Origin of the sequence: Kribbella sp. NPDC023972, assembly GCF_040639075.1 — a bacterium.
Lineage (GTDB): Bacteria > Actinomycetota > Actinomycetes > Propionibacteriales > Kribbellaceae > Kribbella.
The window spans coordinates 639238-663424 of record NZ_JBEZZH010000004.1 but is presented as its reverse complement, the minus strand read 5'-3'; the positions used below and the strand labels follow the sequence as shown (position 1 = coordinate 663424).

30 protein-coding genes and 1 riboswitch are annotated in these 24187 nt (G+C 69.0%); of the genes, 12 read left to right on the top strand and 18 right to left on the bottom strand.

From position 1 onward, the window contains the following. Window positions 1-7 precede the first annotated feature (7 nt). Genes AB0F43_RS20300 through AB0F43_RS20290 form a run of 3 tightly spaced genes read right to left on the bottom strand, consistent with a single transcriptional unit; the run spans window position 8 to window position 1557 of the window. Window positions 8-559 (bottom strand): histidine phosphatase family protein, encoded by a 552-nt coding sequence (locus AB0F43_RS20300; protein ID WP_360478649.1) that lies wholly within the window; start codon window positions 557-559, stop codon window positions 8-10. A 46-nt stretch (window positions 560-605) separates the two neighbouring features. Continuing rightward, on the bottom strand, window positions 606-1355 hold the full coding sequence (locus AB0F43_RS20295; RefSeq protein WP_360478646.1) for a CbtA family protein: 750 nt from the start codon (window positions 1353-1355) through the stop codon (window positions 606-608). A 4-nt stretch (window positions 1356-1359) separates the two neighbouring features. Further along, window positions 1360-1557 (bottom strand): CbtB-domain containing protein, encoded by a 198-nt coding sequence (locus AB0F43_RS20290; RefSeq protein WP_360478643.1) that lies wholly within the window; start codon window positions 1555-1557, stop codon window positions 1360-1362. Between the two features lie 52 nt (window positions 1558-1609). Continuing rightward, window positions 1610-1675: riboswitch (cobalamin riboswitch) on the bottom strand. Between the two features lie 136 nt (window positions 1676-1811). Between AB0F43_RS20290 and AB0F43_RS20285 the strand changes: the two genes are divergently transcribed. Then, window positions 1812-2453, top strand: a complete 642-nt coding sequence (locus AB0F43_RS20285; RefSeq protein WP_360478640.1) for a LysE family translocator — start codon at window positions 1812-1814, stop codon at window positions 2451-2453. Here AB0F43_RS20285 and AB0F43_RS20280 read toward each other — a convergent pair. The 3 genes from AB0F43_RS20280 to AB0F43_RS20270 are packed head-to-tail and all read right to left on the bottom strand — an operon-like array spanning window position 2434 to window position 5174. Further along, window positions 2434-3822 carry an MFS transporter gene (locus AB0F43_RS20280; protein WP_360478637.1) on the bottom strand — a complete coding sequence of 463 codons (1389 nt, stop codon included), beginning with the start codon at window positions 3820-3822 and terminating at the stop codon, window positions 2434-2436. The two genes, AB0F43_RS20285 and AB0F43_RS20280, sit on opposite strands and share 20 nt — an antisense overlap. 38 nt (window positions 3823-3860) lie before the next feature. Next, window positions 3861-4229, bottom strand: a complete 369-nt coding sequence (locus AB0F43_RS20275; RefSeq protein WP_360478634.1) for a DUF1304 domain-containing protein — start codon at window positions 4227-4229, stop codon at window positions 3861-3863. Between the two features lie 15 nt (window positions 4230-4244). Beyond that, entirely contained in the window at window positions 4245-5174 is a 930-nt protein-coding gene (locus AB0F43_RS20270; RefSeq protein WP_360478631.1) for a hypothetical protein, read from the bottom strand. 37 nt (window positions 5175-5211) lie between these two features. On the opposite strand from AB0F43_RS20270, the gene AB0F43_RS20265 reads away from it, so the two are divergent. After that, entirely contained in the window at window positions 5212-5769 is a 558-nt protein-coding gene (locus AB0F43_RS20265) for a CGNR zinc finger domain-containing protein (protein ID WP_360478628.1), read from the top strand. Window positions 5770-5829: 60 nt separating this feature from the next. Here the strand turns inward: AB0F43_RS20265 and AB0F43_RS20260 are convergent, their stop codons facing one another. Continuing rightward, window positions 5830-7335, bottom strand: coding sequence for a DEAD/DEAH box helicase (locus tag AB0F43_RS20260; protein ID WP_360478830.1), 1506 nt, complete (start codon window positions 7333-7335; stop codon window positions 5830-5832). A 400-nt stretch (window positions 7336-7735) separates the two neighbouring features. Here AB0F43_RS20260 and AB0F43_RS20255 point away from each other — a divergent pair, with 400 nt between their 5' ends. After that, the gene (locus AB0F43_RS20255) at window positions 7736-8248 is read left to right on the top strand and encodes a DinB family protein (protein ID WP_360478625.1); all 513 of its coding nucleotides are present in this window, start codon (window positions 7736-7738) and stop codon (window positions 8246-8248) included. Between the two features lie 166 nt (window positions 8249-8414). On the opposite strand, the gene AB0F43_RS20250 is transcribed toward AB0F43_RS20255, so the two are convergent. The 3 genes from AB0F43_RS20250 to AB0F43_RS20240 are packed head-to-tail and all read right to left on the bottom strand — an operon-like array spanning window position 8415 to window position 9902. Beyond that, the gene (locus tag AB0F43_RS20250; protein ID WP_360478622.1) at window positions 8415-9083 is read right to left on the bottom strand and encodes a TetR family transcriptional regulator; all 669 of its coding nucleotides are present in this window, start codon (window positions 9081-9083) and stop codon (window positions 8415-8417) included. Next, a complete protein-coding gene (locus AB0F43_RS20245; protein ID WP_360478619.1) occupies window positions 9055-9468 on the bottom strand; it encodes a DCC1-like thiol-disulfide oxidoreductase family protein in 414 nt (137 codons plus the stop codon). Before AB0F43_RS20245 ends, AB0F43_RS20250 begins: the two co-directional genes overlap by 29 nt. 2 nt (window positions 9469-9470) lie before the next feature. Further along, a complete protein-coding gene (locus AB0F43_RS20240; RefSeq protein ID WP_360478827.1) occupies window positions 9471-9902 on the bottom strand; it encodes a hypothetical protein in 432 nt (143 codons plus the stop codon). Window positions 9903-10030: 128 nt separating this feature from the next. Between AB0F43_RS20240 and AB0F43_RS20235 the strand changes: the two genes are divergently transcribed. From AB0F43_RS20235 to AB0F43_RS20220, 4 genes are all read left to right on the top strand, one after another. Continuing rightward, window positions 10031-11065, top strand: a complete 1035-nt coding sequence (locus AB0F43_RS20235) for an amidohydrolase family protein (RefSeq protein ID WP_360478616.1) — start codon at window positions 10031-10033, stop codon at window positions 11063-11065. After that, a complete protein-coding gene (locus AB0F43_RS20230; RefSeq protein ID WP_360478613.1) occupies window positions 11062-11424 on the top strand; it encodes a nuclear transport factor 2 family protein in 363 nt (120 codons plus the stop codon). The genes AB0F43_RS20235 and AB0F43_RS20230 overlap by 4 nt, the downstream gene beginning before the upstream one ends. A 141-nt stretch (window positions 11425-11565) precedes the next feature. Continuing rightward, entirely contained in the window at window positions 11566-13008 is a 1443-nt protein-coding gene (locus AB0F43_RS20225) for an ankyrin repeat domain-containing protein (RefSeq protein WP_360478610.1), read from the top strand. Between the two features lie 90 nt (window positions 13009-13098). Then, window positions 13099-13596, top strand: coding sequence for a GNAT family N-acetyltransferase (locus AB0F43_RS20220; protein WP_360478607.1), 498 nt, complete (start codon window positions 13099-13101; stop codon window positions 13594-13596). 64 nt (window positions 13597-13660) lie between these two features. Here AB0F43_RS20220 and AB0F43_RS20215 read toward each other — a convergent pair whose 3' ends face one another. Continuing rightward, on the bottom strand, window positions 13661-14542 hold the full coding sequence (locus AB0F43_RS20215; protein ID WP_360478604.1) for a LysR family transcriptional regulator ArgP: 882 nt from the start codon (window positions 14540-14542) through the stop codon (window positions 13661-13663). A gap of 73 nt (window positions 14543-14615) precedes the next feature. On the opposite strand from AB0F43_RS20215, the gene AB0F43_RS20210 reads away from it, so the two are divergent. Further along, a complete protein-coding gene (locus tag AB0F43_RS20210; protein ID WP_360478601.1) occupies window positions 14616-15212 on the top strand; it encodes a LysE/ArgO family amino acid transporter in 597 nt (198 codons plus the stop codon). 17 nt (window positions 15213-15229) lie between these two features. Here the strand turns inward: AB0F43_RS20210 and AB0F43_RS20205 are convergent, their stop codons facing one another. Beyond that, the gene (locus AB0F43_RS20205; RefSeq protein WP_360478598.1) at window positions 15230-16141 is read right to left on the bottom strand and encodes an SDR family oxidoreductase; all 912 of its coding nucleotides are present in this window, start codon (window positions 16139-16141) and stop codon (window positions 15230-15232) included. Window positions 16142-16196: 55 nt separating this feature from the next. Between AB0F43_RS20205 and AB0F43_RS20200 the strand changes: the two genes are divergently transcribed. Then, on the top strand, window positions 16197-16886 hold the full coding sequence (locus tag AB0F43_RS20200) for a TetR/AcrR family transcriptional regulator C-terminal domain-containing protein (protein ID WP_360478595.1): 690 nt from the start codon (window positions 16197-16199) through the stop codon (window positions 16884-16886). Here the strand turns inward: AB0F43_RS20200 and AB0F43_RS20195 are convergent. Both AB0F43_RS20195 and AB0F43_RS20190 read right to left on the bottom strand, forming a co-directional pair. After that, window positions 16883-18067 (bottom strand): MFS transporter, encoded by a 1185-nt coding sequence (locus AB0F43_RS20195; protein WP_360478824.1) that lies wholly within the window; start codon window positions 18065-18067, stop codon window positions 16883-16885. The two genes, AB0F43_RS20200 and AB0F43_RS20195, sit on opposite strands and share 4 nt — an antisense overlap. A gap of 135 nt (window positions 18068-18202) precedes the next feature. Continuing rightward, window positions 18203-18772 (bottom strand): DUF4865 family protein, encoded by a 570-nt coding sequence (locus AB0F43_RS20190; protein ID WP_360478821.1) that lies wholly within the window; start codon window positions 18770-18772, stop codon window positions 18203-18205. Window positions 18773-18872: 100 nt separating this feature from the next. Between AB0F43_RS20190 and AB0F43_RS20185 the strand changes: the two genes are divergently transcribed. Further along, on the top strand, window positions 18873-19748 hold the full coding sequence (locus AB0F43_RS20185) for a hypothetical protein (RefSeq protein WP_360478593.1): 876 nt from the start codon (window positions 18873-18875) through the stop codon (window positions 19746-19748). Here AB0F43_RS20185 and AB0F43_RS20180 read toward each other — a convergent pair. The 3 genes from AB0F43_RS20180 to AB0F43_RS20170 are packed head-to-tail and all read right to left on the bottom strand — an operon-like array spanning window position 19735 to window position 21541. Next, complete coding sequence (locus AB0F43_RS20180; RefSeq protein WP_360478590.1) at window positions 19735-20154, bottom strand: GNAT family N-acetyltransferase; 420 nt, start codon at window positions 20152-20154, stop codon at window positions 19735-19737. The two genes, AB0F43_RS20185 and AB0F43_RS20180, sit on opposite strands and share 14 nt — an antisense overlap. 40 nt (window positions 20155-20194) lie before the next feature. Beyond that, window positions 20195-21181, bottom strand: coding sequence for a pyridoxal-phosphate dependent enzyme (locus tag AB0F43_RS20175; protein ID WP_360478587.1), 987 nt, complete (start codon window positions 21179-21181; stop codon window positions 20195-20197). 3 nt (window positions 21182-21184) lie between these two features. Then, the gene (locus tag AB0F43_RS20170) at window positions 21185-21541 is read right to left on the bottom strand and encodes a helix-turn-helix transcriptional regulator (RefSeq protein WP_360478584.1); all 357 of its coding nucleotides are present in this window, start codon (window positions 21539-21541) and stop codon (window positions 21185-21187) included. Window positions 21542-21744: 203 nt separating this feature from the next. Here AB0F43_RS20170 and AB0F43_RS20165 point away from each other — a divergent pair, with 203 nt between their 5' ends. Continuing rightward, the gene (locus tag AB0F43_RS20165; RefSeq protein ID WP_360478581.1) at window positions 21745-22317 is read left to right on the top strand and encodes an ATP-dependent Clp protease proteolytic subunit; all 573 of its coding nucleotides are present in this window, start codon (window positions 21745-21747) and stop codon (window positions 22315-22317) included. Between the two features lie 60 nt (window positions 22318-22377). Here the strand turns inward: AB0F43_RS20165 and AB0F43_RS20160 are convergent, their stop codons facing one another. Continuing rightward, window positions 22378-23532: a PLP-dependent aspartate aminotransferase family protein gene (locus AB0F43_RS20160; RefSeq protein WP_360478578.1), complete on the bottom strand. Its 1155-nt coding sequence runs from the start codon at window positions 23530-23532 to the stop codon at window positions 22378-22380. Between the two features lie 144 nt (window positions 23533-23676). Between AB0F43_RS20160 and AB0F43_RS20155 the strand changes: the two genes are divergently transcribed. Continuing rightward, complete coding sequence (locus AB0F43_RS20155; protein WP_360478576.1) at window positions 23677-24171, top strand: Lrp/AsnC family transcriptional regulator; 495 nt, start codon at window positions 23677-23679, stop codon at window positions 24169-24171. Window positions 24172-24187: the final 16 nt, after the last annotated feature.

Genomic DNA, 24187 nt, shown 5'->3' with positions numbered 1-24187 from the left:
GAGTGGGTCAGTGGAAGGCGAGTGACCAGAAGCCGTCGTGCAGGGAAAGCGTGACAGTGGCGAGCGGCCGGACGTGCACGTGGCGGAGGGACTCCGCGGGGGCGTCGAGGACGTACAGCACGATCGCCCGGACCACCGCCGGGTGGACCACGGCGACGACCGTACGGCGCTCGCCGTCCGGCTGAGCGAGGTCGCTGAGCCAGTCCGCGACCCGGGTGAGTACGTCGTTCTCGGTCTCGCCGCCGGGTGTGGCGGTGTGCGGCCGCTCGAGCCAGGCGGCCACCCGCTCCGGCTCAGCGGCCAGCAGCTCCTCGAGCTCGCGGCCGCTCCAGTCGCCGTACTCCCGGTCGCGCAGCGCAGGCTCGACCACCGCGGTCAGGCCCAGTGCCTCAGCAGTCTGTACGGCGGCCTGCTCCGGGCCGGCGTACACCGCATCGGCCTCGAGCTTGAGCTCACGGGCGGCCGACAGGCTCGCCTGGTCCGGCTCGGCGTCACCACCGAGGACGAGGCCGCGCAACGCGGGGGTCAGGGCATGGGCGACCAGCGTCAACCCGGTCATGGGGCCTCCCGCCCTGGACTGAGGAGCGTGGCGGCATTCAACACAGTCAAGCGGCTACCACCTTCTGTCGGGACGGCCGGCGGTCCACCGCGGCGGCGTACCCGAAACCGAGTAGGAGCCACAGCGTCGCCTGCGTACCGAGTGAGGCGAACCGGAACTGCCACAGCAGCGTAGCGGGGAACGACCCCGGAACCTCGTTGATCGCGGGCAGAATCAGGTACGCCGCCACGATCGTCGCGAGGAACGCGGCGACGCCGCCAGCGAGTCGCGCGACCTCGCCGAACCGGTCCGCCCAGCGGGAGGCGGCGACACCGGCCCACACGGCGAGCAGGCCGATCACCAGGGTCAAGAGGTAGGTGACCGTACGCCGAGTGATCGTTTCCGGGTCGCCGACGGCCGGCGGGTTCGGTGGGTACTTCAGGAACGGCACCAGCACGATGCCGACGAACCCGGCCGCGGCCAGGCCCAGAGCGGCGTACGAGTCGTTGCCGGTCCGGAGCTTGCGCCGGAGCAGGGTGAAGGCGACGGCGAAGATGCCACCGAGGGCGACGCCGTACAGAGTGGTGGCGAGGAACAGGCCGGCGCGCTGGCCGTCCCGGGAGACGAGTGGCGCCTCCTCAGCTTCCTGAGTGGCGCCGTCACCGTGGTCGTGGGTGTGCGCGGCGCCGGCTTCCTCGATCGCGATCGCGGCATCGATGTGCGGCTCGCCCATCGTGTACGCGAAAGCTCCGGCCAGCAGGCCGGCGAAGAGTCCGACGATCAGTCCGCGCACCAGGAGCGATCCGAAGGTGCGCATCTGGCTAGTGGCAGGGCACGCCGAGCAGGTGCCGGCCGTCGTGCATCAGCTCGTGCAGGTACATACCCGACTGCGACACCGCCCCCTGGTCGAAGGCGACCAGATAACCGAGCAGGAGCAGCAGGCCGACGCTGAGCAGCGCCACGGCGAGCAGACGGGGAGAAATGGCCGGTACGGCGACTGTGCGGGCAGGAGCTGCCATCAGAACCTCCTGGGGAAGTGCGCGTCCCCTTCGAAAGGCTGCTGGTGCCCGAGCGTCCTGACTCACGAGCAGAGCTCGCTCACAGTGGCGCGGCCGTGCCGGACTCTCACCGGCTTCCCTCCTGGCACCGCAGTTTGTCCCCCGAACCGTAGCGGCCGCGTTCCGGCAGGGTCAACGGACCACGGCGCGCCGGTGATCTATCCCACCAGGAAATACTCGCTGCACGGTCGGCTCGGCGCACTTACTCTGAGGAGATGCCGTCCGCTCAGCACCTCCTCGCCTTCGCGATCACCGCGTTCATCATCATCGTCGTCCCCGGGCCGAGTGTGCTGTTCATCGTCGGCCGGGCCCTGGCCGTCGGGCGGCGCGAGGCGGTGCTGACGATGGTCGGCAACACCATCGGCGCCGCGGTCATGCTGATAGCGGTCGCCCTCGGCCTCGGCACCCTGATCGCCGCCAGCGCGGTCGCTCTGACCGTGGTGAAGCTCGCGGGGGCCGCGTACCTGATCTATCTGGGCGTGCACGCGTTCCGCACCCGCAAGTCACTCGTCACGGCGATGACCAGTGCGGTGAAGCCGGGCAACAGCCGCCGGACGATGCGTCAGGGCTTCCTGGTCGGGGTCACCAACGCCAAGACCGCGGTCTTCTTCGCCGCCGCGCTGCCGCAGTTCGTCGACCAGGGCGCGAGCAGCCCGGCGTGGCTCCAGATCCTGCTGCTCGGCCTGATCTTCATCCTGATCGCACTCGTCTCGGACAGCGTCTGGGCGCTCGTCGCGGGCACCGCCCGCGAGTGGTTCGCCCGCTCGCCGCGCCGCCTCGAGCTGGTCGGCGGCACCGGCGGCCTGATGATCATCGGCCTCGGCGCCAGCATCGCGGTCAGCGGCTCGAAGGAGTAGTCCGCCGGCCGGCCTGTACGCCGAGCAGCGCGAGCAGAGCCGGGAGACCGAAGGCGACCAGGTAGGCCGTCGTCGCGGAGTGCGGCTCCAGCGCGGCGAAGAGCGAACCGCCGACGGCCAGGACCGTTGCTGTGGACAACGAGTCACTGAGTTGCAGGGCCGAGCTGTTCGCGCCCTGCTCGTCGCGCTCGGAGTACTCGAGCACCAGCACGGACAGGGTCGGGAACACGGTGCCCATGCCGAGGCCGGTGAGACTCCAGCCGAGGATGCCGACGACGACCGGGACGTCGTCGTTCAGGGTCAGTGCGGCGGTCACGATACCGAGCAGGATCGCGACCATGCCCGCCTGCAGGAAGACCGCGTGGGAGAACGGCTGGCTCGGTCGGCCGCGGTACCAGGAGGCTGCGGTCCAGCTCAACGCGCTGACGGTCAGAACCAGGCCGGCGAGCGCCGGGGACAGGCCACGTTCCCGGGTGAGCATCAGCGGCAGGAACACCTCGGCACCGAATCCGGCCGCGGCGACCAGGCCCCGGAGTGCGACGACCGACGGCAGGCCGGACGCGAAGGCGAAGGTGCCGCTGGGCAGGAGCTTCGGGGCGAACGCGACGACACCGGCCAGACCGATGCCGAGCAGGACCAACTGGAGTACGCCGTCCTGCTGGCCGCCGTAGTGGAGCAAGCCGACACCGACCGCGGCCGCGACCGCCCACAGAGCGCGCTTGTCCCAGAGTCGGCCGGGCCGCGCTTCATGGGCGTTGCCGCGGGCCAGACCTGGCCGCATCACGAGGGCCGCCGGGATCGCGATGGCCGGTACCGCGAGGAACACGATCCGCCAAGTGGTGTGCTCGACGATCAGACCGGCGATCGCGGGCCCGACCAGTGAGGGGACGACCCAGCCGGTGGCGAACGCGGCGAAGATGCGTGGCCGGAGCCTGGCCGGGTACAGCTGACCGACCACGACGTACAGGGCAACGGTGAGCAGACCGGAGCCGAATCCCTGGATGATGCGGCCAACGACTAGAACCTCCATCGTCGGCGCCAGACCGGCGATGATCAGGCCGCCCAGGAACCACGCGGTCCCGTGCCAGAGTGGGCGGGTCGGGCCTTTGAGGTCGCTCCAGGTGCCGGAGACGACCATCGCTACCACAGCGGAGGCGAGCGGTCCGCCGAACGCGAGGGCGTACAGGTACAGGCCGTCGAGCGCCTGGGCCACGGTCGGCATCGCGGTGGTGACGGCCAGGGACTCGAACGCGACCAGGGTGATCAGCGCGACCATCCCGATCGTCAGCGCCCGGTACTGCGGCGAGAGAACACCACCGGGCGTGGGTTCAGCGTCAGTGATGGTCGGGTCGGCGGCTGTCGAGGTCATGCCGAGTACCCTCGGACATCAAGTGGACTTTAAGTCAACTAGAGAACCGCGGCGAGCATCAGAGCCAGGATCGGTGGGACGGCCTGGGACGCGGCCGCCTGGGCCATCCGGCGGTCGGAGGCGATCAGCACGATCCCGGCGGCGGCCATGCACCCGCAGCTGAACAGCGCGATCGCGTGCCCCTCGTCACCGCCGGCGATCAGCCCGCCGAGCGCGCCGAGAGCCAGGAACAGGTTGTAGAACCCCTGGTTGAACGCCCACGGCCGCACGACCGTGGCCTGGGCGTCATCCTTGACCCGGAACCGCCGGTACGTGCTCGGCCTCCGGAACAACAGGCTCTCCATCGCGAACACCGCGAGATGGAACACCCCGGCCAGTACGACGAACACCTGCGCAAGGACACTCACGATCGAAAGTTAGCGTCAGCCCTGCCACTCCGTCGCGAAGGCGCGCGCTGGGTTCGCCTCGAAGATCGCGGCCGCCACCTCGGCACCCAGGTGACGCCTGATCCGCGGCCGAAGGTGAGTGAGCAGGTACGGGATGCCGGGACCCTCGCCGGTCGCGGCCCGGGCCCGCGCGGTGGTGGTGTCACCGCCGACCAGCAGGCGGTCGCCGTACCCCTTGTCGACGAGTGCGGCCAGGCAGTCCAGCAGCCACGGATCGGTCGTGTGGTTCGCCCGCGACGGCCCGTCGAACGCCAGCCACGCTCCCCGCTCAGCCAGGTCCAGGTGGGCCCGATGATCGGGCGATCTGTTCAAGTGCCCGAGGATGACACTCGACGGCGGTACGGCGAGTTCGCCGACGAGCAGATCGAGTACGGCGTCCGCCGCGGAGCCGTGTTCGTGATGCACCGCGATCGGCGCGCCGGTGGTGTGATGCGCCTCGGCCGCAGCGTGCATCACGAACCGAGCATGCGCATCCAGCACGTGAAACCCACCGGCCACCTTGATCGCACCCGCCCGGACCGAACTGTTGCCGATGCCAACGGTCAGCTCCGCGACGAAGATCTCCGCCAGCCGGGATCCCACGCCGTCGACAAAGCCCTCCGGATAGTGCTCGGCTCGATGCATCCCGGTCGCCGCGACGATCGAAACGCCTGTACTGGTTGAGATCCCGGGCAACAGCTCAGCCCGCCGCCCCAGGCCATGGGGCGTCCACTGCACGATCGCCTGCCCACCCGCGGCGGCGAAGTCCCGGACCTCTGTCAGCGCGGCGTCTTCGTCGTCCAGCTCCTGCCCGGGCAACATCGCCGAGCGGAAGAACAGGTGGTCGTGAGCGTCACAGACCCCGAGTTGCTCGGGTGCGAGGTCACCCAGGACGGTCCTGACAGTTGGCCTTGTAACGGTTGACACGTTACCAACGTAACGGGCGGGGCGTTACGATGTCCAGGTGGGTGATCGGATGGAGTTTCGGTTCGACCTGGGCGCGACGTGGCTGAACCTGCTGGCGACGCGCGGGACGCACTTCGGGGAGAGCCCGGTGGAGCGGATGCCGACGGTCGAGCGGTTCGTGGAGTGGCTCGACCGGGTGGAGCTGCGGCCGGCCCGCAGACCGAACGAGACGGATCTCGAGCTGGCCTGGGAGCTCCGCGAGATCCTGCGCCCCCTCGCACTCGCGACCGTGGACGGCGTACGGCCGGATCCCGCGCAAGTGAAGGCGCTCGGGCGGTTTCTCGCCGACGAGCCAGTGAGCGTGAAGGTGACGGATCGGCTGGTGCGGAGCCGTCCGGCGACCGCGGCCGAGGCGCTCGGGCGGATCGCGCGGCAGGCCGTCGATCAGTTGACCGGCCCGGAGCGGGAGTTCCTCTCGGCGTGCCCGGAGCACGACTGTCGAGGCGTCTTCAGCGACCCCTCCGGGCGTCGGCGCTGGTGTCCTAACCCGGCCTGCGCCAGTCGCGGACGGGTCCGGGCCCACCGAGCGCGAAAGGCCCGGTCAGACAGCGCCTGACCAGGCCTTTCACAAACCGCGACCTCGACCGCCCGCACGAGACGGTCGCTGTCGGAGAGTTCAGCGACCGCGACGGGTGGCGCCGGCACGACTGCCGGCGGAGAACGCGGCGGCTCCGGCGGGCCGAGTGCTGGAGCCTGGCGTGCTGGTGCTGTAGGTCTTCGGCGTGCTCGCTGACTTCGAGCGACCGCGACCACGCGCCGGCCCGCTCGACTTCGCGCCACCCGCGTCGCCAGACCGCTGACTGCCAGAACGCTGACCGCCCGAACGCTGACCGCCGGGCCGCTGGCCGGTCGCCGACTGTGAGCCGCGCCGACGACTGCCGCCTCGACCTGATCCGCCACCGGTGGACGCGGCGCGGTCCGGTGTCGCGACCGGTGGCTCGACAAAGCTGCGTTCGCCCGGGGCCAACTCGGCGAGGAGTGGGTCGCCGCTGGTGAGCTTGGTGACTGTCGCGGCGATTCCGGCCTTGCGGGTGAGGTCGCGGACATCGCGGACCTGGTCGTCGGTCATCAGGGTGACGACGGTGCCCTCGGCGCCCGCGCGAGCGGTCCGGCCGGAGCGGTGCAGGTACGCCTTGTGCTCGATCGGCGGGTCCGCGTGGATCACCAGCGCGACGTCGTCGACATGGATGCCTCGCGCCGCGATGTCGGTGGCCACCAGCGTTTTCGCCGTACCGTTGCCGAAGGCCTCGAGGTTCCGGGTCCGGGCGCCCTGGGACAGGTTGCCGTGCAGCTCGACGGCCGGGACGCCCTGGGCGATCAGCTTCTTCGTGAGCGACTTGGCGCCGTACTTCGTCCGGGTGAAGACGAGCGACCGGCCCGGCGCCGCGGTCAGGTCGACCAGCACCGGCAGCCGGGCGTCGGCCTGGACGTGCAGCACGTGGTGGGTCATCTTCGCGACCGGCGACTGGGCCGAGTCCACGCTGTGCGTGACCGGATCGGTCATGAACCGCCGCACGAGTACGTCGACGCCGGCGTCCAGCGTGGCCGAGAACAGCAGCCGCTGCGCATCGGACGGGGTCGCCTCGAGGATCCGCCGGACCGCGGGCAGGAAGCCGAGATCGGCCATGTGGTCGGCCTCGTCCAGCACGGTGATCTCGATCGCGTCGAGCTTCACCTGACCGGCCTGCAGATGGTCCTCGAGCCGGCCCGGGCAGGCGACCACGATGTCGGCGCCCTTGCGCAGACCGGTGATCTGCGGGCCGTGGCCGACACCGCCGAAGATCGTCATCGTGCGCAGGCCGAGCGCGTCGGCGAGCGGCGTGATCGACGCCTGGATCTGAGTCGCCAGCTCGCGGGTCGGTGCGAGGATCAGCGCCCGCGGGTGCTTGGGCCGGCGCGTCGCACCACTCGCGGCGAGGCGAGCGAGCACCGGCAGCACGAACGCGTACGTCTTGCCGGAACCGGTCCGGCCGCGACCGAGGACGTCCTTGCCGGCCAGCGAGTCCGGCAGCGTCGCCGCCTGGATCGGGAACGGCTTGGACACACCGGTCGCGGACAGTGCCGACACCAGAAGCGCCGGTACGCCGAGATCCGCGAACGTGAGGTTGTCCGGGACAACCATCTCGGCGACGTTCTCGTACGTGCCGGCGGTCACGGAGTTATTGCTCTCAGCAACCTTCCGCTGGCCCGAGGCGACACCGTTGGTGCGCGCGGCGCCGGACCGGCGCCGGCGGCGCGGTCCGCCGGCGGAACCGTTCGGTTGGGAGGTGGATTGAGTCTGGGGGGATGTGGACGTGGGGCGGCGGACCGCCATGTGGTACTCCAAAAAAGTCGGGTGGTCGTCCTGCCCGGCGCGGCCGTCGTCGGCCGCGGCGCGTGGTAGTCGACTGCTGGCGCAGTGTGTTTGCGCTCACCGGCCCGAGGCAGAACTGAGCGGGCCGTCACAGGCAGTCTACGTCACCGGGGACCAAACCCTTGTCAATTGTTCACAGGAGACACGTCACACCGGCTAAGTTCACCCTGTGACTACGACGGAATCCCGGGTGGAACCACCCACAGCCGCCAGCGAACGCGAACTCCTCCAGGGCTTCCTGGACTTCCACCGCGGGACACTGCTGTGGAAGATCTCCGGCCTGACCGGCGAGCAGCTGGTTGAGCGCAGCGTCGAGCCGTCCAGCATCTCCCTGCTCGGGCTGGTCCGCCACCTCACCGAGGTCGAGCGGTACTGGTACCAGACCTGCCTCGCGCAGCTCCAGGTCACGCCGAAGTTCTGGAGCAACGAGCACCCGGACGGCGACTTCGACCTCGTCGACGCCGCCCAGGCCGAGCAGGACGTGAGGGACTATCGGGCGATCGTCAAGACCTCCGACGAGCTGATCGCGAACTACGACCTCGACCACACCTTCAAACGGCCCCGGCGCGAAGGCGACTACTCGGTCCGGTATCTCCTCATCCACATGATCGAGGAGTACGCCCGCCACAACGGCCACGCCGACTTCCTCCGCGAACGGATCGACGGACTCACCGGCGAGTAGCTAGGTCGTGTCTGGTAATTCCGTGCCGTAGCGAGCAGGTGCTCGGTGCGGTGCATCGGCGTGCTGGAGCGGAGGTTGCGATGCGGAGCATCGTGGCCTTCGCGCCAGTGCGGCGAGGTGCCGTGCCGAGTGCCGCGCAGTAGGCAGGGAATTGCCAGACACGGCCTTAGGGCTTGATCGAGCGGATCAAGCCAACGAGGTCGTTCACCACACCACGCACGCCCGGAATGCGGGTCAGCCGCAGCAGGCGGTCGACCAGCGGCACCGAGCGGTCGATCAGGGCCTTCGTCCGGTGCAGATCCTCGGTGTCGTCGTGCACCCAGAACAGCACGATGCCCATCTGCATCAGCCACAGCAACTCGGGCAGCTCCGCCTTCAACTCGGCCGGCAGCTTGAGGTCCGAGCCGTCGACCACCCGGCGGAAGATTTCGACGCTGGCCTCCCGGGCCGGCCGCGACTGATCGCTGAACGGCGACAGCGGGCTCTTCGGATCCGCCGCGGTCTTGAAGAACGTCCCGGCGAACTCGTGGTACGGCGCCGCCACCTCGAGCCACGTCCGCAGTACGCCGGTCAACCGCGGGACGAACGACGTCTCCGCGGCCAGAATCGACTCGACGGCATCCCGGTGCTGGTCCTGCAGGTGGTCGTAGTACGCCTGCATCAGGTGGTCTTTGGAGCTGTAGTAGTAGTACGCGTTCCCCACCGAGACACCCGCCTCGGTCGCGATCGCGCGCATCGTGGTCTTGCCGTACCCCTGCTCGCGGAACAGCCGCAGCGCGGTGGACAGGATCAGCTCCCGGGTCTGCTCACCCTTGGACGTCGCACTTTCCGTCACATCCGTCAGCGTAGTCACCCCCAGCCGTCCGGCTCCGGAGACCAGCGGCCGCCTGCACCATCGCGCGCGCCACCGGTCGCATCGCCGGACTCGCCAGGCGTACGGCGGTGCTCCGGTGCTCCCATGTTGTCCACAGGCACACGATCCACGCTCGGTCGCCGACGTACACGGACCCGTCGTCGGCGACCACCGTCACCTCGCGCAGTGTGGCCGCGTGGTCCAGCTCGGGGTAGAGCGCCCGCGCGTCCGCCGACCCCGCCGCGACGAACCTCAGGCGCACCACCCCTCCCTGCCCGTTCGGCGCCGGGCGCTGTGCCGCCAGCCAGTTCCTGAACCGGCGGCACAGGCCGCACTCCGCGTCGTACAGGACGGTCAACTCCTGCATGATCAGTAGCCGAACCGAGCGGGCGGCTCGGTGCCCGTCAGCGCGCCGGCAGGCAGGACGTTGTTCGGCGGGACCGGCGGGTTGGTCATCTCCTCGATCCGGCTGCGCCGGCGGATGGCGTTGAAGATCCAGACGTTCACCAGGTGCAGCCCGCCGAGCACCAGCATCACGATGCCGAGCTTCACACTCAGCTCCTCGAACACTCCGCGCGCGTCCACCACCGCACTGTCGGTCCGCAGGAACAGCGTCACGAACCCGAGGTTGACCAGGTAGAACCCGACCACGAGCAACCGGTTCACCGCGTCGGCGAAGTCCTCGTTGCCATGGAACACATCGACCAGGAAGATCCGGCCGTTCCGGCTCAGCGTGCGGGCCACCCAGATGGTCAGCGGCACCGCGATCAGCAGGTAGATCAGGTACGTCGTCACCGTCATGCTCACCACGTCCTCATTGTTTGAACACGTTCAAAATTCGTCACGGCCTGAGCGTACGACTGGTTTTTGAACATGTTCAAGTCGTCGGAGACGTGAGCTGGGTCTCGTGCTGGGGCAGGATGGCGGGCATGACGACCTGGGTCTTCGAGGGAACCGTGGTGCCGGCCGGTGACATCGCCCGGCTCGAGTTCGGCGCCGGTGAGGCCGACGTCCTGCCGGGGCGGTTCGGCGTACCGGGGCTGGTGGACTCGCACTGCCACCTGACCATGGGCCCGGGTGAGAACGGGCCGCGGATGTTCGGTGCGGACTACGCGAACGAACGGCTCGGCGAGCTGGCCGCGGCCGGAGTGAGCGCGGTCCGGGACGTCGGCGGCAACCGCGCGGTCACCCTCAAGCTGGCGACCACCGAGGACGACGGCCGGCCCCTCGTCCTCGCGGCCGGCCGGTTTCTCGCCCCCGCCGGCCGCTACTTCCCCGGGATGTACGAACCGGTCGCCCCGGAGGAGCTGCTGGCCGCGGTCGAGACCGAGATCGCGGACGGCGCGACCTGGCTCAAGCTCGTCGGCGACTTCCCGGAGGTCGGTCCGGACGGCCCGATCCGCGGCAGCGCGATGGCACAGACGTACGAGACCGACCTGATTCAGGCGGTCGTCGAGCTCGCGCACACGCGCGGTGCGCGGGTCGCGGCGCATGTGAACACACCGATCGTCAGCGAGCTGATCCGGGTCGGCGTCGACTCGATCGAGCACGGGACGTCGATCACCGAGCAGGACCTGGAGGCGCTGGGCGCCCGCGGCGGGGCCTGGACGCCGACGCTCTGCGCTTCGGTCGGCAGCCACAAGTCGGACACCCCCGAGCAGGAGCAGCGGCGGCGGGCCCGCTCGGAGTACCTCGCGTCGATGCTCTCACTGGCCGTTCGCTACGGCGTACGCCTCTTGACGGGGTCGGATGTCGTAGGCTCCGTCGCGGGCGAGGTGGCCCTGCTCGTGAGGCACGGCCTCACGGTCGACCAGGCACTGGCCGCCGCGTCGACCAGTGCGCAGGAGTACCTCGGTCTCACCGGGGACGGGAACCTCGTCACGTACGACGCCGATCCGCGCGAGCACCCCGCCGTACTCGCTCGTCCAGCGGCCGTCGTTCTCAACCACCGGCGGATCTCATGAAGGAGAAGGATCTGGACCGGTGGGTGCAGAAGTACCGGAAGGCATGGGAGTCGAACGATCCGGCCGATATCGCCGTCCTCTTCACCGAGGACGCGGCGTACTACCGGCGGCCGGACGAGGATCCGATTTTCGGCCGGGACGCGATCGTGACCGCGTGGCTGGAGTTCGCGGACGCGCCGGGTGAGACCACGTTCGAGTACCAGGTGCTCGGATTCGGCGACGGCGTCGGATTCGTCCGCGGCTGGACGAAGTATCTGACCGAACCGCCGGCCGAGTTCACCAACCTGTGGGTGATCCGGCTGGACCGGGACGGCCGGGCCCATGAGTTCATCGAGTGGTGGATGGAAAAGCCTCTGTGAGTTAGCCTTTCCGGTAGGCATCCAGGATGCCTCCGGTCCGCGGGAAGGGCTCAGCCCACCTGATCACGGAGCGCTGGTTGGTTGTTCACCTCCTTTCTGGCCTGACGACGCGGACAGCAGGCTCGTAGAGAGGAGGTCGCGATGCCGACCCGAAATCTCCCGGACGACCCGCACCTGGACCACCTGCGTAAGCAGGCCAAGACGCTGCTCAAGCAGGTCCGCGCCGAGGAGCCGGAGGCGGTGGCCCTCGCCGCCGAGTTCCACCCGGTGCGGACACTGGCCGACGCGCAGCTGGTGATCGCCCGCAGTTACGGATTCCCCAGCTGGCCGCGGATCGTACGGCATCTCGAGCTGGTCGACCGGTACAGCCGGTCACCACACCGGCAGCCGATCGGCGGCCCGCTGGACACCCCCGAGCAGCGTGCCGACGAGTTCCTCCGGCTGGCGACGCTGCACTACGGCCAGGACGATCCCGCTCGGCAACGCTCGGCGCGGGAGCTGCTCGACCGCTTCCCTGAGGTTGCCTTCAGCAACATTTATACGAAGGTGGTCGCAGGCGAGCTGGACGCCGTACGCGAACATCTTCCTGAGCAGGCGAACGAGCAGGGTGGGCCGTACCGCTGGGAGCCGTTGCTGTACCTCACCTACAGCCGCCTCGACGCACCGCATCAGGTCGAGATCGCCCGGTTGCTGCTCGACAACGGCGCGGATCCGAATGCGGGTTATCTCTGGCAGGGCCTGGCGTCGCCGTTCACCGCGTTGACCGGGGTCTTCGGCCGCGGCGAAGGTGATCAGCCGCCGCATCGCGATCGGGCCGAGCTTGCCCGCCTGCTGCTCGACGCCGGCGCCGACCCGAACGACAGCCAGACCATGTACAACTGCGGCCCTGGTGCTCCCCCGCCGAACGACGACGTGCACCTGGAGCTGCTGCTCGAGTACGGACTCGGCCGGGGCGACGGCGGCCCGTGGCACGCGCGGCTGACCACCGCCCACCCGACGCCGCGACAACTGCTGGAGGACGAACTGGTCTTCGCGTCATCGGAGGGCCTGCTCCATCGGGTCGAGCTGGTGCTTGCCCAAGGCACTGATCCGGAGGGCCGCGGGACCGAGCACCCGGTCTTCTGTGGGCATCGCGCGTACGAGCTGGCTGCCGTCCAAGGACACACCGAGATCGCGGAGCTGCTCCGCGCTCACGGTGCGGCGCCGCTGGACGACGTTCATGAGGTGTTCGCCGCGATCATGCGGGGTGAGACGCCTGCAGCGAGCCCCGACCTCGCCGCGCGGGCCGTCGCGCGCAACCCCTACCTGCCGATGCGGGCCGGCGAGATCGGGCGCACCGAAGCCCTGGAGCCGTTGCGAAATCTCGGCTTCGACCTCAACGTCATGGGACGGTGCGCGCCGATTCATCTGGCCGCGTACAACGGCCACCTCGACACCGTGAAGAAGCTCATCGAGCTCGGCGCCGACCCCGAACTGCGTGATCCGTCGTACGGCGGGACTGCGCTGAGCTGGGCCGAGCACAATCATCAGGTGGCGGTGGTCGCCTATCTCAAGGGCTTACCGCGAGGAACAGGAACGCGCTGAACACCATCAGGTACACGGCGCCCTGCAGCAGCGTGGCCCGGCCGGCCAGCCGCGGTTGGCATCTTCCGCCGCACGCGTGATGCTTCTCGCATGCAGATCAGGAACGCGACCGCGAGCGACTGGCCGGCCATCTGGCCGTTCTTCCACGACATCGTCACGGCGCGCGAGACGTACGCCTACGACCCGGAACTCACCGAGGAGCAGGGCCGTGCGCTCTGGATGTCACCGTCGGCCGATCCGCTCAGCCGGACGACGGTCGCGGTCGATGCCGATGGCACCGTTCTGGGCAGCGCGAACATGTACCCGAACCGGCCGGGTCCCGGCGCGCATGTCGCCAGCGCCAGCTTCATGGTCGACTCGGCGGCCCGCGGGAAGGGCGTCGGGCGGCTGCTCTGCGAGGACATGATCGACTGGGCCAGGCGTTCGGGCTTCCGCGCGATCCAGTTCAACGCCGTCGTGGAGACCAACGAGGCCGCGGTGCGCCTCTGGCAGGAGCTGGGCTTCACCATCATCGGCACGGTCCCCGAAGCCTTCAACCACCCGAAGCACGGGTACGTCGGCCTCCACGTGATGCATCGGCCGCTCTGATGGCCGACCGAATCGTCGGGACTGATTCCGCCTGACAATCCGATGGCATGCGCTGGGGCTGACGTTATCGGAGGCCCTTCGACGCTGCTCGCAGTACTGCCGTGGTGAGTGCGTCGAGGACGGTGGACTGGAGTTTCCAGTGTTGCCAGTAGAGCGGTACGTCGATGTACTTGCCGGGGGCAACCTCCACCAGACGGCCGGCGGCCAGCTCGGCCTGAGCGACCTCGTCCTCGATCATGCCCCAGCCGAGCCCGATCCGGACCGCTTGATGAAACGCGCCCGGCGCCGGGACCGCATGCGTCGGCGGGTCGAGCTTGCGCCGAGTGACCTTGCGGAGCAGCCGGTGCTGCAGCAGATCCTTGCTGTTGAACACCATCATCGGCGCTTCGGCGAGGGCCTCCGGCAATGGTTTCCCCGTCAGCCAGCGCTCGGCGTACTCAGGTGTCGCGACCGGCAGGTACCGCATCTTGCCCAGCGGCACGACGCGACACCCCTGGACCGGCCGTGGATCCGCCGTCACCGCCGCCAGCACGGTGCCGTTGCGGAGGAACTCGGCCGAGTGCTCCTCGTCCTCCTGATGGACGACGAACCGCGCCGCGTGCTGCTCGGACAGGTCGAGCATCGCCGGCAGGAACCAGTTGTTGAGCGAGTCCGCGTTCACCGCGATCGGCAGCCGCAGGGTGTCCATTCGGCCGCGGACCTCGGCGATCGCCTCCAGCTCCAGCAGCGAGACCTGCCGCGCCAGCCTTCGGAGCGCCTCGCCCGCCTCCGTCGGCCGCGCGGGCTTGCCGCGCATCACGACCACCTGGCCGAGCCGGCTCTCCAGGGCTTTGATGCGCTGGCTCACCGCGGACGGCGTGATGTTCAGCCGTCTCGCCGCCGCGTCGAAGCTGCCTTCGTCGACCACGGCCGCGAAGGTGTCGAGCTGTGCGGAGTCGATTTGCATGATGAAGCCATGCTAATGCTGCTTCAGAATCTTTAGCTGGTCTGACCCCTGCAGCCCACCTACCGTCGAAGGCATGCCCCTCCTCGCCGGCTTTGCCACGACGCTGTCCCTGATCGTCGCGATCGGAGCGCAGAACGCCTTCGTGCTGCGCCAGGGCCTGCGCCGCGAGCACGTCCTGCCGGTGGTGCTGGTCTGCGCACTGTCCGACGCACTCCTCATCTCCAGCGGTATCGCCGGCCTCGGCGCCCTCCTCACCCGCAGCGAGCTCGCCCTCGACATCGCGAAGTACGGCGGCGCCGCCTTCCTCTACGCGTACGCCGCCGTCGCTCTCCGGCGCGCTCTCCGCCCCGGCGCCATCAGCCCGGCCGACCACGCCCCCGCCGCCCTCCGCAGCGTGCTGCTGACGTGCCTCGGCTTCACGTACCTCAACCCGCACGTCTACCTCGACACCGTCGTACTCCTCGGCTCCCTGGCCAACCAACGCGGCGCCGACGGCCGCTGGATCTACGGCCTCGGCGCCGTCACCGCCTCGTTCACCTGGTTCTTCTCCCTCGGCTTCTTCGCCCGCAAACTCACCCCCCTCTTCGCCCGCCCCCGCGCCTGGCAAATCCTCGACACCACCATCGCCACCCTGATGACAGCCCTAGCCACGTGGATGCTCCTCGACTGAACTTGTCCATACCAGCTTTAGCGGTAGCCGGTGGTGTCGGCCGGCTTGCCCGGGTCCTGCACCTCGACGATGTAGCGCCACGCGTCCGGCCGGCTCCCGTCGAGGTCGGTGAAACCGTAGATCTGTGCGAGCTCGCCACTCGACGTGGACTTGCCGTTCCAGCGTCGTACGTCGGGATCGGCGGCCAGGGCGGCCACCGCGCGACCGACGTACGACGGACTTTCGGAGATCGCGAAGTGCGGGATCCGCTCGGTCGCGTCCTGCCAGTTCGCCTCGGTCACGCCGAACCCTTCGAGCATCGACTCGGACCGGAGCCAGCCGGGCGTGAGCAGTACGGCGGTCGCGTCGTACTTGTCGAGCTCGTGAGCGAGCGCGAACGCGATCCGGCTGACGGCGCCCTTGGCGAGGTCGTAGAAGAACGAGACGCGGTAGTTCTCGGCGTTGTACTCGTTCGTGCCGTCGGTCATCTCGATGACCAGGCCGCCGGGTGACCTGATCAGCAACGGCAGCGCGAAATGGCTGGTGATCACATGGGTGTCGACACCGAGCCGGAGCAGCCGCAGGCCGTTGTCGAGGTCACTCTCCCAGACAGTCTTGTCCCACTCGGGCTCGGTGAACTGACCCCAGATGTCGTTCACCAGGACGTGCAGCGCACCCTGCTCACGCTCGATCCGCTCGACCAGTGCGCGGACCTGCTCGGGGTCCAGATGGTCCACCGGTACGGCGATGCCGTGGCCGCCGGCGCGGTCGACCAGCTCAGCGGTCTCCTCGATCGTCTCCGGCCGGTTCATCTCCGACCGCCGTCCCCGCGTGCTGCGCCCGGTCACGTACACGGTCGCACCGGCGGCACCGAGTTCGACCGCGATCCCCCGCCCGGCCGCCCGGGTCGCACCCGTCACCAACGCAACCTTCCCCGCCAACGCCTTCATGTTGAGTGCTCCCTCGTTCTATCCATACATTGTATGGTTATGTACCATACGGCGTATGATTAATGCTGGCAAGCGGTCTGGCCGGCCCCGCGCCGGTGAGGAGCGGCTGAGCCGGGAAGCGATCCTGACGACGGCGCTGCGGATCGTCGATGACGAGGGCATCGACGCGCTGACCATGCGACGGCTCGCCTCCACGCTCGAGGTCAACCCGATGTCGCTCTACCACCACCTGCCGAACAAGGCCGCCGTACTGGGTGGGCTCGCGGAGCTGGTGTTCGCCGGCGTGGAGCAATCCGATCCGGGTGACGCGGTGCCGTGGCAGGAGCAGTTGATGGACGCGGCGCGGGCGTACCGCAACGCGCTCAAGGCGCATCCGAACCTCGCACTGCAGGTGCTGGCCGACACGTCCGTGGTGTCGGAGGTCGTGGTCGTGACGATGGAGCCGTTCTACCGCGCGCTGGACCGGGCCGGGTTGCCGCCGCGGCAGATCTTCGAGTCGGTGAACACGATCGTCGACTTCATCCACGGCTTCGCTCTCGGCGAGGCCTCGGTCCGCTCCGACACGTTCGACCTGGCTCCGGACCTGCTCGCGCGCGTCGAGGCGCTCCCCGCAGGCAGGGCGCCGACCCTCGCCCGCGTGGTCGGTGAGCTCGGCCCCGAGGGACTCGCCTATGACTTCGACACCGGCTTCGAGTCCGGCCTGGCCATACTCACCGCCGGCATCGCCGCCTCGACCGCAACCTAGCCGTCAGCCACCTCCGCCCCCTCCCCAGCATCGGCCGGCTTTCCCGCCTTGGCGGCTGGGAGTGCGACAGGTACGACGAGGGCCGTCAGCAGGACCGGGATCGTCAGGGCGGCGACCAGGACGGACATGCTGAACCACAGCGACCCGAGCGCGAACCCCGCGTAGACCGCGACGGCGAACACCTCGGCGAAGAAGCCGGATACCGACGTCACGGTCGCCCGGGCCGGACCGGTGATCGAGTCCTGCAACCGCGCCTCCGCGACCACGATGACGAGTTGCATGACGCCGTACCCGATCGCGATCGGGCCGAAGCCCCACGTCGTCCCACTCAGCGCACCCCAGGCGATCAGCGCCGCGGTCGCACCAAGACCGACCGCGAACGTCGCCGCTGGCAACTTGTACGCCGGTCCCGCCAGGGCACCACCGATCGCCTGCGCGGCCACGGTCACCGCGATCAGCAACGGCACCAAGGTCGTCGTCGCGCCGGCATCCCGCGCGAGCAGCGGGAAGTACTCGTCGAACGCCAGGAAGCCTCCGAGCAGGGCAACCAGCGCCACCGCTCTCCGGACAGCGCGACTGGTCAGCGCTTCGGTCACACCGGCTCGCAGCATCGACCAGTACTCGGCCAACGCCGCTCTCGTTGTTGTCGGTTGGGGCTCATCCTCCTCTGGTTGTGCAGGCTCGACCGGCGGAGCTTCAGGGAGCGTCAACGCGACAGCGGCTTGAATCAAGCAGCTGAGGACGCTGACCACGCCCGCGAGGACGTAGCCACCGAGGTCGAACAAAGGCGCGGCCAAGGCGGTCGCGGCCAGGTTCGCGATCAGGGCGGCGGATCTCGCTCGACCGAGCAGTCCGGCGTACTTGTCGGTGCAGTCGCGCGCGGCCAACTCGTCGTACACGAACGCTTCGAACGTGCCGGAGATCAGCGCGGACGCCGTACCCCAGAGGACGAAGCCGAGTGCGAAGCCGGCGAACGACGGCACGGTGATCCAGGCCGCGTACCCGAGCCCGCTGATCAGTGCGCCGAGGACCAGCAGCTTGCGCCGCGAGTACGTGTCCGCCCAGGCGCCTGACGGCACCTCGAGGACGAACGCGGTCGTCGACCAGATGACGAACAGGATCGAGATCTGGGCGGCCGACAACCCGTGGTCGGCGAACAGCAACTGGTACAGCGGATACAGCGGGATGAAGTCCTGCAGCGCCTCGTACGCGACGATGCGGCTGGACAGACTCCTCGGCAGGCGGCCAGGGTCGGGGCGGTCAGGGCGTCAAAGGTGCGGGCTCGTGTACTTCATGTCTTGAAAGATACGGCGAAATCAGCGCCCAAGCAGGTCTTTTCTGCCAGGTGTGGATAAGTGCAGGACCTGATACCGCGTGCCGGGCACCGAACCCGGCTCCGGCGAACTCCACAACGTGAACTGCACCAACTCCCACCGCGTCGGGTCGACCGCCAACGCGGCCGAGTGAACGCCGGCCCGAGCCGCATTGACGCGCAGCGTCTCGAGGGCCTCGCCGACCGGGTCCGCCGGATCCACATCGCTCGGCAGCGTCTGTGTCTGCCTGGTCGCGCTCAACGCCGGCTGATCGACGTCCGGACCGGCCAGCGCCTCCACGCCCGTCCAGTGACGCACCGGCGGGCGGCCGAACGACGCACAGATGGCGGTGAAGAAGCCGCCACCCCAGAGGAAGCGGCCCATCCCGGCCGAGTCGTTCCACAGGTAGAACGGCGCGTACTGGTTGATCATCGCGCCGTTCGCCCGGTCCTGGATCAGGTACGCCTTGACGCCGAGCCCGTCGAAGTCGTCCAGGCGGTGCCCGGTGGTCTCCACCCGGCGCCGGATGGTCCCCATGTCGTAGTCGGTCGGCAACGTGATCTCGTACTGCATCGCGTACACAATCCACATCCTCTTGATCGGCCACCGACATACTAGTAGGTACAGAAGAAATCAGGAGCGTCATCGTCCGTGCGTCGGTCAGAGTAGGGCGATGGGTGATGTGAGCGAGCGAATCTGGGCCAAGCTGCCGGAGGGCAGCCAGGAGGCGCTGAGCGACGGGCTGAGTCCGTCCGATCTGCAGTCGGTGCTGCTGGACGTGAGTCGGGAACGGGCCGCGAAGGTGACACCGGCGCGGCTGCTCCAGCGATGGCAGCAGGACCGGTTCGTCCGGCCGTCGACCTCCGACCCGCGACAGCTCGTGAAGACCCAGCAGCGGCTGTGGGAGCTGCTGCCGGCGCAGTTCGCCGGTGTCGAGTTGTCGCCGGTGACACCGCTCGGCACCTGCTCGGCGATCGCCACCATCAACCAGCACCAGGTGCTGAGCACGATGCGCTCGACCGAAGTCGCCAGCGACCCCACGAACGAGCTCGCGATCGAGGCCGCCGTACGACGTCGTGCCGGCCAACCGAGAGTGGACCTGGCCGCGTGCCAACGGGTCGTCCGGGCCCAGGCCGTCGAGGGTCCTGGGATGTTCGCGCACTTCCAGCTCTTCGCGCTGGTGTCGAGCGCGCGGGACACCGGCTCGGGCCGGACCGAGGCCGAGCTGCTGATCGATCACCTGCGCTACTGGTACGACGTACTGGGTGACGCGGCCGAGTTCACCTTCACCACGTTCACGCCGTCGACTGTGCGCGAGCGGATCGACGACACGGTTCGCCCTGCCCTGAAGACCGACTTCACCGAGGACACCGCTCGGACGAGGGGCGCGAACTACTACTCCGGTACGGCGATCGGCATCGGCTGCGACGGGTCGGAACTGGGCGACGGCGGCTTCACCCGCTGGACCGCCGACCTGCTCGGGGACGCGAAGGAACGCTGCCTGATCTCGTGCGTCTCGACCGAGCGGTTGACCGCTATCTCAGCCTGAGAAGCGCCGCGTCGGTCGGCGTGAAACCGCAGGCGTCGACGTAGAAGGCGGTCAGGTGCGGCTCATAGTCCACATGCAGCCACTCGCACCCGGCCGCCTTCGCCTCCTCCGCCGCGGCCAGCACGAGCCGCTTGCCGATCCCTTGCCGCCCGTGCTCCGGATGTACGGCGGTGTCCAGCACGAACGCGTGCGAACCGCCGTCCCAACACACCTGCACGAATCCCACCAACTGGTCGTGGCTAAAAGCACCTACCCAGCTGAGCGCCCACCGCTCCAACCGCTCTGCCCACGCCACCACCTCCGCCCCCTCACCCCCAAAGGCCAACGCATGCAACCTCGACAACTCGCGATCGTCAACCGCAAACCGCACGACCAACTCGACGGGACTGCCCACGTGAGGCTGCATCTGGTCAGGCTAGGACGTGGGGGCGGTTCGGTCGTCTGCTTTAGGGGTGGGCGGCTTCGGTGTTGAGGAGGATTACTGTGCTGCTGGGGGTGAGGTTCAGGCGGTGGTGGGCTGTGCGGAGGGCGGCCAGGGTGGCTGCGCCGCTGGGGCCTGACGAGATTCCGGCGGTCTTCAGGTCGTCTGCCGCCTGCAGGGCCTCGTCGTCTTCGACTGTCACCGCGTAGTCGAGGCCTGCGCGTAGTACGGGCCAGGCGAGGCTGGACGGCGTACCGCAGTTCAGGCCGGCCATCACGGTCTTGCCAGTGGGCACAGTGACGAGCTCACCGGCCAGCAGGCTCGTGGTGACGCAGGACGCGCTGGCGGGCTCAACACCGAGCACGGCCGGTGCAGAGGGACCACTCCGGTAGTGAGTGACCGCGGCCTGGGCGATCGATCCCACACCCATCGGTACGACCACCAGGTCGGGCTGTACGTCGATCTCCCGGAACAGAGTCGAGTAGCCGTCCACGATGTGCTGCGGGACCACCTCGTACCCGGGCCACGCCGAGTCCTGGATCAGCAGCCGGTTGTCCACCGCGTACGACGCTGCCTCGGCGACTGCGGCGTCGTACGAGTCAGGTACGACGGTCACCGTCGCGCCCTCGGAGCGGATGGCGTCGATCGCGGCGTCGCTCACGGCATCCGGGACGAACACGTGGGACGGCAGACCGAGCATGGCGGCTCGACGTGCGACCGCCCGGCCGTGGTTGCCATCGGTCGCGGTGACGAGCTCGACCGCCTCTGGATGGTCCTGCAGAGTGCGGTGGATCGCCCACCACGCGCCGAGCGCCTTGAAAGCGGGCAGGCCGAGCCGGTGCGACTCGTCCTTCACCAGGACCCGTCCGACACCCAACTCCGCCGCCAGCGACGGGACAGGTGTCAGTGGTGTCGGGCGGTAGCCGGGCAGGCTTTGGTGGAACGCGAGTACCTCGGCCGGCGCGGGCGTCGTACGCCAGGCCCGTGCGGCCGGGTTGTCATACCACCGCACGACCTACGCGACCAGGCAGAACGCCTCGGCCGAGCCGGAGTAGGCACGTGGGGTCGAGGTGATCCGCGGCGGGGCCGACTGCTCGACGCGGATCGCGGCGGTCTGCAGGCGGATCGGCAGCGTGGACCGGACCGCGGTGGCCAGGTCGAACTGCACCTCGGCCAGCAGGTCGGTCAGCTCGAGGTCGAGCGCGCGGCAGATCGCGGCGAGGATCTCGGACGACGGCTCCTTGCGGCCGCGCTCGATCTCGGACAGGTAGGGCACCGACACCTGAGCCAGCTCGGCGAGCTCGCGCAGGGTGATCCCCCGCTCGCGCCGCAGCCGGCGGAAGACGTTCCCGATCACCTGGCGTAGCAACACGTCTGGCCCTCCTCGCCTCCGGATGTCCTGTACCGAGTGTGCCATCCCGGCCAGGTCTGCGGTGGGCAGATCTGCCACGGGCAGATTCCCGGGCGCTCCCAGGTGGTGCGCGCGCAGGCTGGGCCCATGAACGAACAACGTGAGTTCACCATCAAGCACAGCGACCTTCGGTCATCCGCGCCCGCAGCGAAGCGAGGACGCGGATGACGGAGCTACCGAACACCCTCGACCATCACATCTACCAGCGACTGCTGTGGCAGCGCATCCTCGTACTCCGCGGCGAGATCAAGGACGAGAACGCCAACGCTTTGTGCGCCCAGCTGATCCTGCTGAACGCCGAGGACCCGAAGGCGGACATCTCGCTCTACATCAACTCCCCCGGCGGCTCGGTGTCGGCCGGGCTGGCGATCTACGACACGATGAACTTCATCTCCAACGACGTGGCGACGTACGCGCTGGGGATGGTCGCGTCGATGGGGCAGGTGCTGCTGACCTGTGGCGCGCCCGGGAAGCGGTACGCGCTGCCGCACGCGCGGATCATGATGCACCAGCCGACCGGCGGCATCGGTGGTACGGCGTCCGACATCAAGACCCAGGCGGAACAGGCGATCAAGGCGCGTGAGGACCTGGCCAGGCTGATCAGCGACCGCACCGGCCAGCCGGTCGACCGGATCACCACCGACTTCGACCGCGACCGCTGGTTCACCCCAGAGGCAGCCCGCGACTACGGCATCATCGACCGAGTCCTCACCCGTCCAACGCCTGTGCCGGCCTGACGGGCGGCACTGGCCCCGGCGGGAGTTGGGGGCGGCGGCGGGGCGGGAGGACGTGACCGGTCAGGGCTGGGTGAGGGCCTGGGCCAGGTCAGTGCTCAAGTCTTGGGCGTCTTCCAGGCCGAGGCTCAGGCGGAGGAGGTTGGTGGGGGGTTTGGCTTCGGGGGTTACCAGGCGGTGGGTGAGGGCGGCGGGGTGCTGGATGAGGGTGTCGACGCCGCCGAGGGAGACCGCGTGGGTGATCAGGCGGAGGTTGGCGGCCACTCGGGCTGCCACGTCGTAGCCGCCTGCCACGGTGAAGGCCAGGACGGCGCCCGGGCCGGATTGCTGGCGGCCGATCAGGCTCTGTGGATCAGTCAGGCCGGGATAGTAGACCTTGTCCACAGACGGCTGGGCTGAGAGCCAGTCGGCGACTTTCATGGCGGTCGCCTGCTGCGCCCGTACTCGCACTGGCAGCGTCTGCAGTCCCCGGTGCAGTTCGTACGCCGCCAGCGGGTGCAGCAGGCCACCGGTCACAGCCCGGATCTGGCGGAGCCGGGCGATCCATTCCGCGCCGGCCGCGACGACGCCGCCCATGACGTCGCCGTGGCCGCCGAGGTACTTGGTTGCCGAGTGCAACACCAGGCTCGCCCCGTGCCGAGCCGGCTGTTGCAGGACCGGCGTCGCGAACGTGTTGTCCACAAGCACCGGTACGTCGCCGGCCTGTCGCACTACCGCCGCGATGTCCACCAGCTCCACGGTCGGGTTGGCCGGCGTCTCGACGATCACCAAACCGGTCTCCGGCCGGATCACCTCCGCGATCGAGGTGACGGAGGCCCAGCTGACCGTCGTACCCAGGAGGCCTGTGGATAACAGGTGGTCGGAGCCGCCGTACAGGGGCCGTACGGCGACCACGTGCGGTCGGCCGGCGGCGACGGTGGCGAGTAAGCAGGCGGTCAGCGCGGCCATGCCGGAACCGAAGGCGGCCGCGCCCTCGGTGTGCTCGAGCTCAGCGAGCGCGTCCTCGAACCGGGCGACGGTCGGGTTCCACAGCCGCTGGTAGACGAGGCTGCCGCTATCCGGACCGTTGCCCTGGGTGAGTTCGTCGTACGACGTCCCGCCGGCAGTCACTCCGGGGAGCGGGTACGTCGTGGACAGGTCGATCGGCGGGACGTGGACGCCGAGCGCGGTCAGGTCGTCGCGGCCGGCGTGGACCGACCGGGTGTCGAGCTGGGTCATACCTGCCTCCCCTTCGGCTGCACTGGGATGCTCGGCGACGAGGATGGAATCTTCTGCAGATCTACCGCAAGAGTTCCGAAGAAAATTCATCCACAGGCCTATCCACACGCTGTGGATTCTGTGAAGGAGTCCTACAGTGGTGTCATGCCGAAGGATCGTCGGACCCCCGGACCGGCCCCGCGGCCGGCCGCTGGCGGGCTCGACGAGGTGGATCGGGAGCTGGTTCGGCTGCTGACGGCCGACGGCCGGATGCCGAACAACGCGCTCGCGGAGGCGACCGGTATCGCGCCGTCGACCTGCCTGATGCGGGTGCGGTCCCTGCGGGAACGTGGGGTGATCCGGGGGTTCCACGCCGATGTGGATCTGGCTGCGCTGGGGCAGCCGCTGCAGGCGCTGGTCGCGGTGCGCATCGGGGCGCACTCACGGGATGAGATCAACCGCTTCCGGACGAAGGCCCCGGAGTTGCCGGGGGTGCTGTCGCTGTTCCATGTCAGCGGAGCGAATGACTACCTGCTGCATGTGTCAGCGGCGTCGCCTGATGCACTGCGGGAATTCGTGCTGGATCACCTGACCGCGGATCCGGCGGTGGTGCATGCCGAGACGAGCTTGATCTTCGAGCACGTTCGGGGTGGGGCGTAGGAGGCTGCCGCAGCCG

Coding starts and splice junctions, on each gene's coding strand:
- AB0F43_RS20300 (WP_360478649.1), bottom strand. CDS start 559: ATGACCGGGTTGACGCTGGTCGCCCATGCCCTGACCCCCGCGTTGCGC.
- AB0F43_RS20295 (WP_360478646.1), bottom strand. CDS start 1,355: ATGCGCACCTTCGGATCGCTCCTGGTGCGCGGACTGATCGTCGGACTC.
- AB0F43_RS20290 (WP_360478643.1), bottom strand. CDS start 1,557: ATGGCAGCTCCTGCCCGCACAGTCGCCGTACCGGCCATTTCTCCCCGT.
- AB0F43_RS20285 (WP_360478640.1), top strand. CDS start 1,812: ATGCCGTCCGCTCAGCACCTCCTCGCCTTCGCGATCACCGCGTTCATC.
- AB0F43_RS20280 (WP_360478637.1), bottom strand. CDS start 3,822: ATGACCTCGACAGCCGCCGACCCGACCATCACTGACGCTGAACCCACG.
- AB0F43_RS20260 (WP_360478830.1), bottom strand. CDS start 7,335: ATGGTTGTCCCGGACAACCTCACGTTCGCGGATCTCGGCGTACCGGCG.
- AB0F43_RS20245 (WP_360478619.1), bottom strand. CDS start 9,468: ATGCAGGAGTTGACCGTCCTGTACGACGCGGAGTGCGGCCTGTGCCGC.
- AB0F43_RS20240 (WP_360478827.1), bottom strand. CDS start 9,902: ATGACGGTGACGACGTACCTGATCTACCTGCTGATCGCGGTGCCGCTG.
- AB0F43_RS20235 (WP_360478616.1), top strand. CDS start 10,031: ATGACGACCTGGGTCTTCGAGGGAACCGTGGTGCCGGCCGGTGACATC.
- AB0F43_RS20230 (WP_360478613.1), top strand. CDS start 11,062: ATGAAGGAGAAGGATCTGGACCGGTGGGTGCAGAAGTACCGGAAGGCA.
- AB0F43_RS20225 (WP_360478610.1), top strand. CDS start 11,566: ATGCCGACCCGAAATCTCCCGGACGACCCGCACCTGGACCACCTGCGT.
- AB0F43_RS20220 (WP_360478607.1), top strand. CDS start 13,099: ATGCAGATCAGGAACGCGACCGCGAGCGACTGGCCGGCCATCTGGCCG.
- AB0F43_RS20215 (WP_360478604.1), bottom strand. CDS start 14,542: ATGCAAATCGACTCCGCACAGCTCGACACCTTCGCGGCCGTGGTCGAC.
- AB0F43_RS20210 (WP_360478601.1), top strand. CDS start 14,616: ATGCCCCTCCTCGCCGGCTTTGCCACGACGCTGTCCCTGATCGTCGCG.
- AB0F43_RS20205 (WP_360478598.1), bottom strand. CDS start 16,141: ATGAAGGCGTTGGCGGGGAAGGTTGCGTTGGTGACGGGTGCGACCCGG.
- AB0F43_RS20200 (WP_360478595.1), top strand. CDS start 16,197: ATGATTAATGCTGGCAAGCGGTCTGGCCGGCCCCGCGCCGGTGAGGAG.
- AB0F43_RS20190 (WP_360478821.1), bottom strand. CDS start 18,772: ATGCAGTACGAGATCACGTTGCCGACCGACTACGACATGGGGACCATC.
- AB0F43_RS20185 (WP_360478593.1), top strand. CDS start 18,873: ATGGGTGATGTGAGCGAGCGAATCTGGGCCAAGCTGCCGGAGGGCAGC.
- AB0F43_RS20180 (WP_360478590.1), bottom strand. CDS start 20,154: ATGCAGCCTCACGTGGGCAGTCCCGTCGAGTTGGTCGTGCGGTTTGCG.
- AB0F43_RS20165 (WP_360478581.1), top strand. CDS start 21,745: ATGACGGAGCTACCGAACACCCTCGACCATCACATCTACCAGCGACTG.
- AB0F43_RS20160 (WP_360478578.1), bottom strand. CDS start 23,532: ATGACCCAGCTCGACACCCGGTCGGTCCACGCCGGCCGCGACGACCTG.
- AB0F43_RS20155 (WP_360478576.1), top strand. CDS start 23,677: ATGCCGAAGGATCGTCGGACCCCCGGACCGGCCCCGCGGCCGGCCGCT.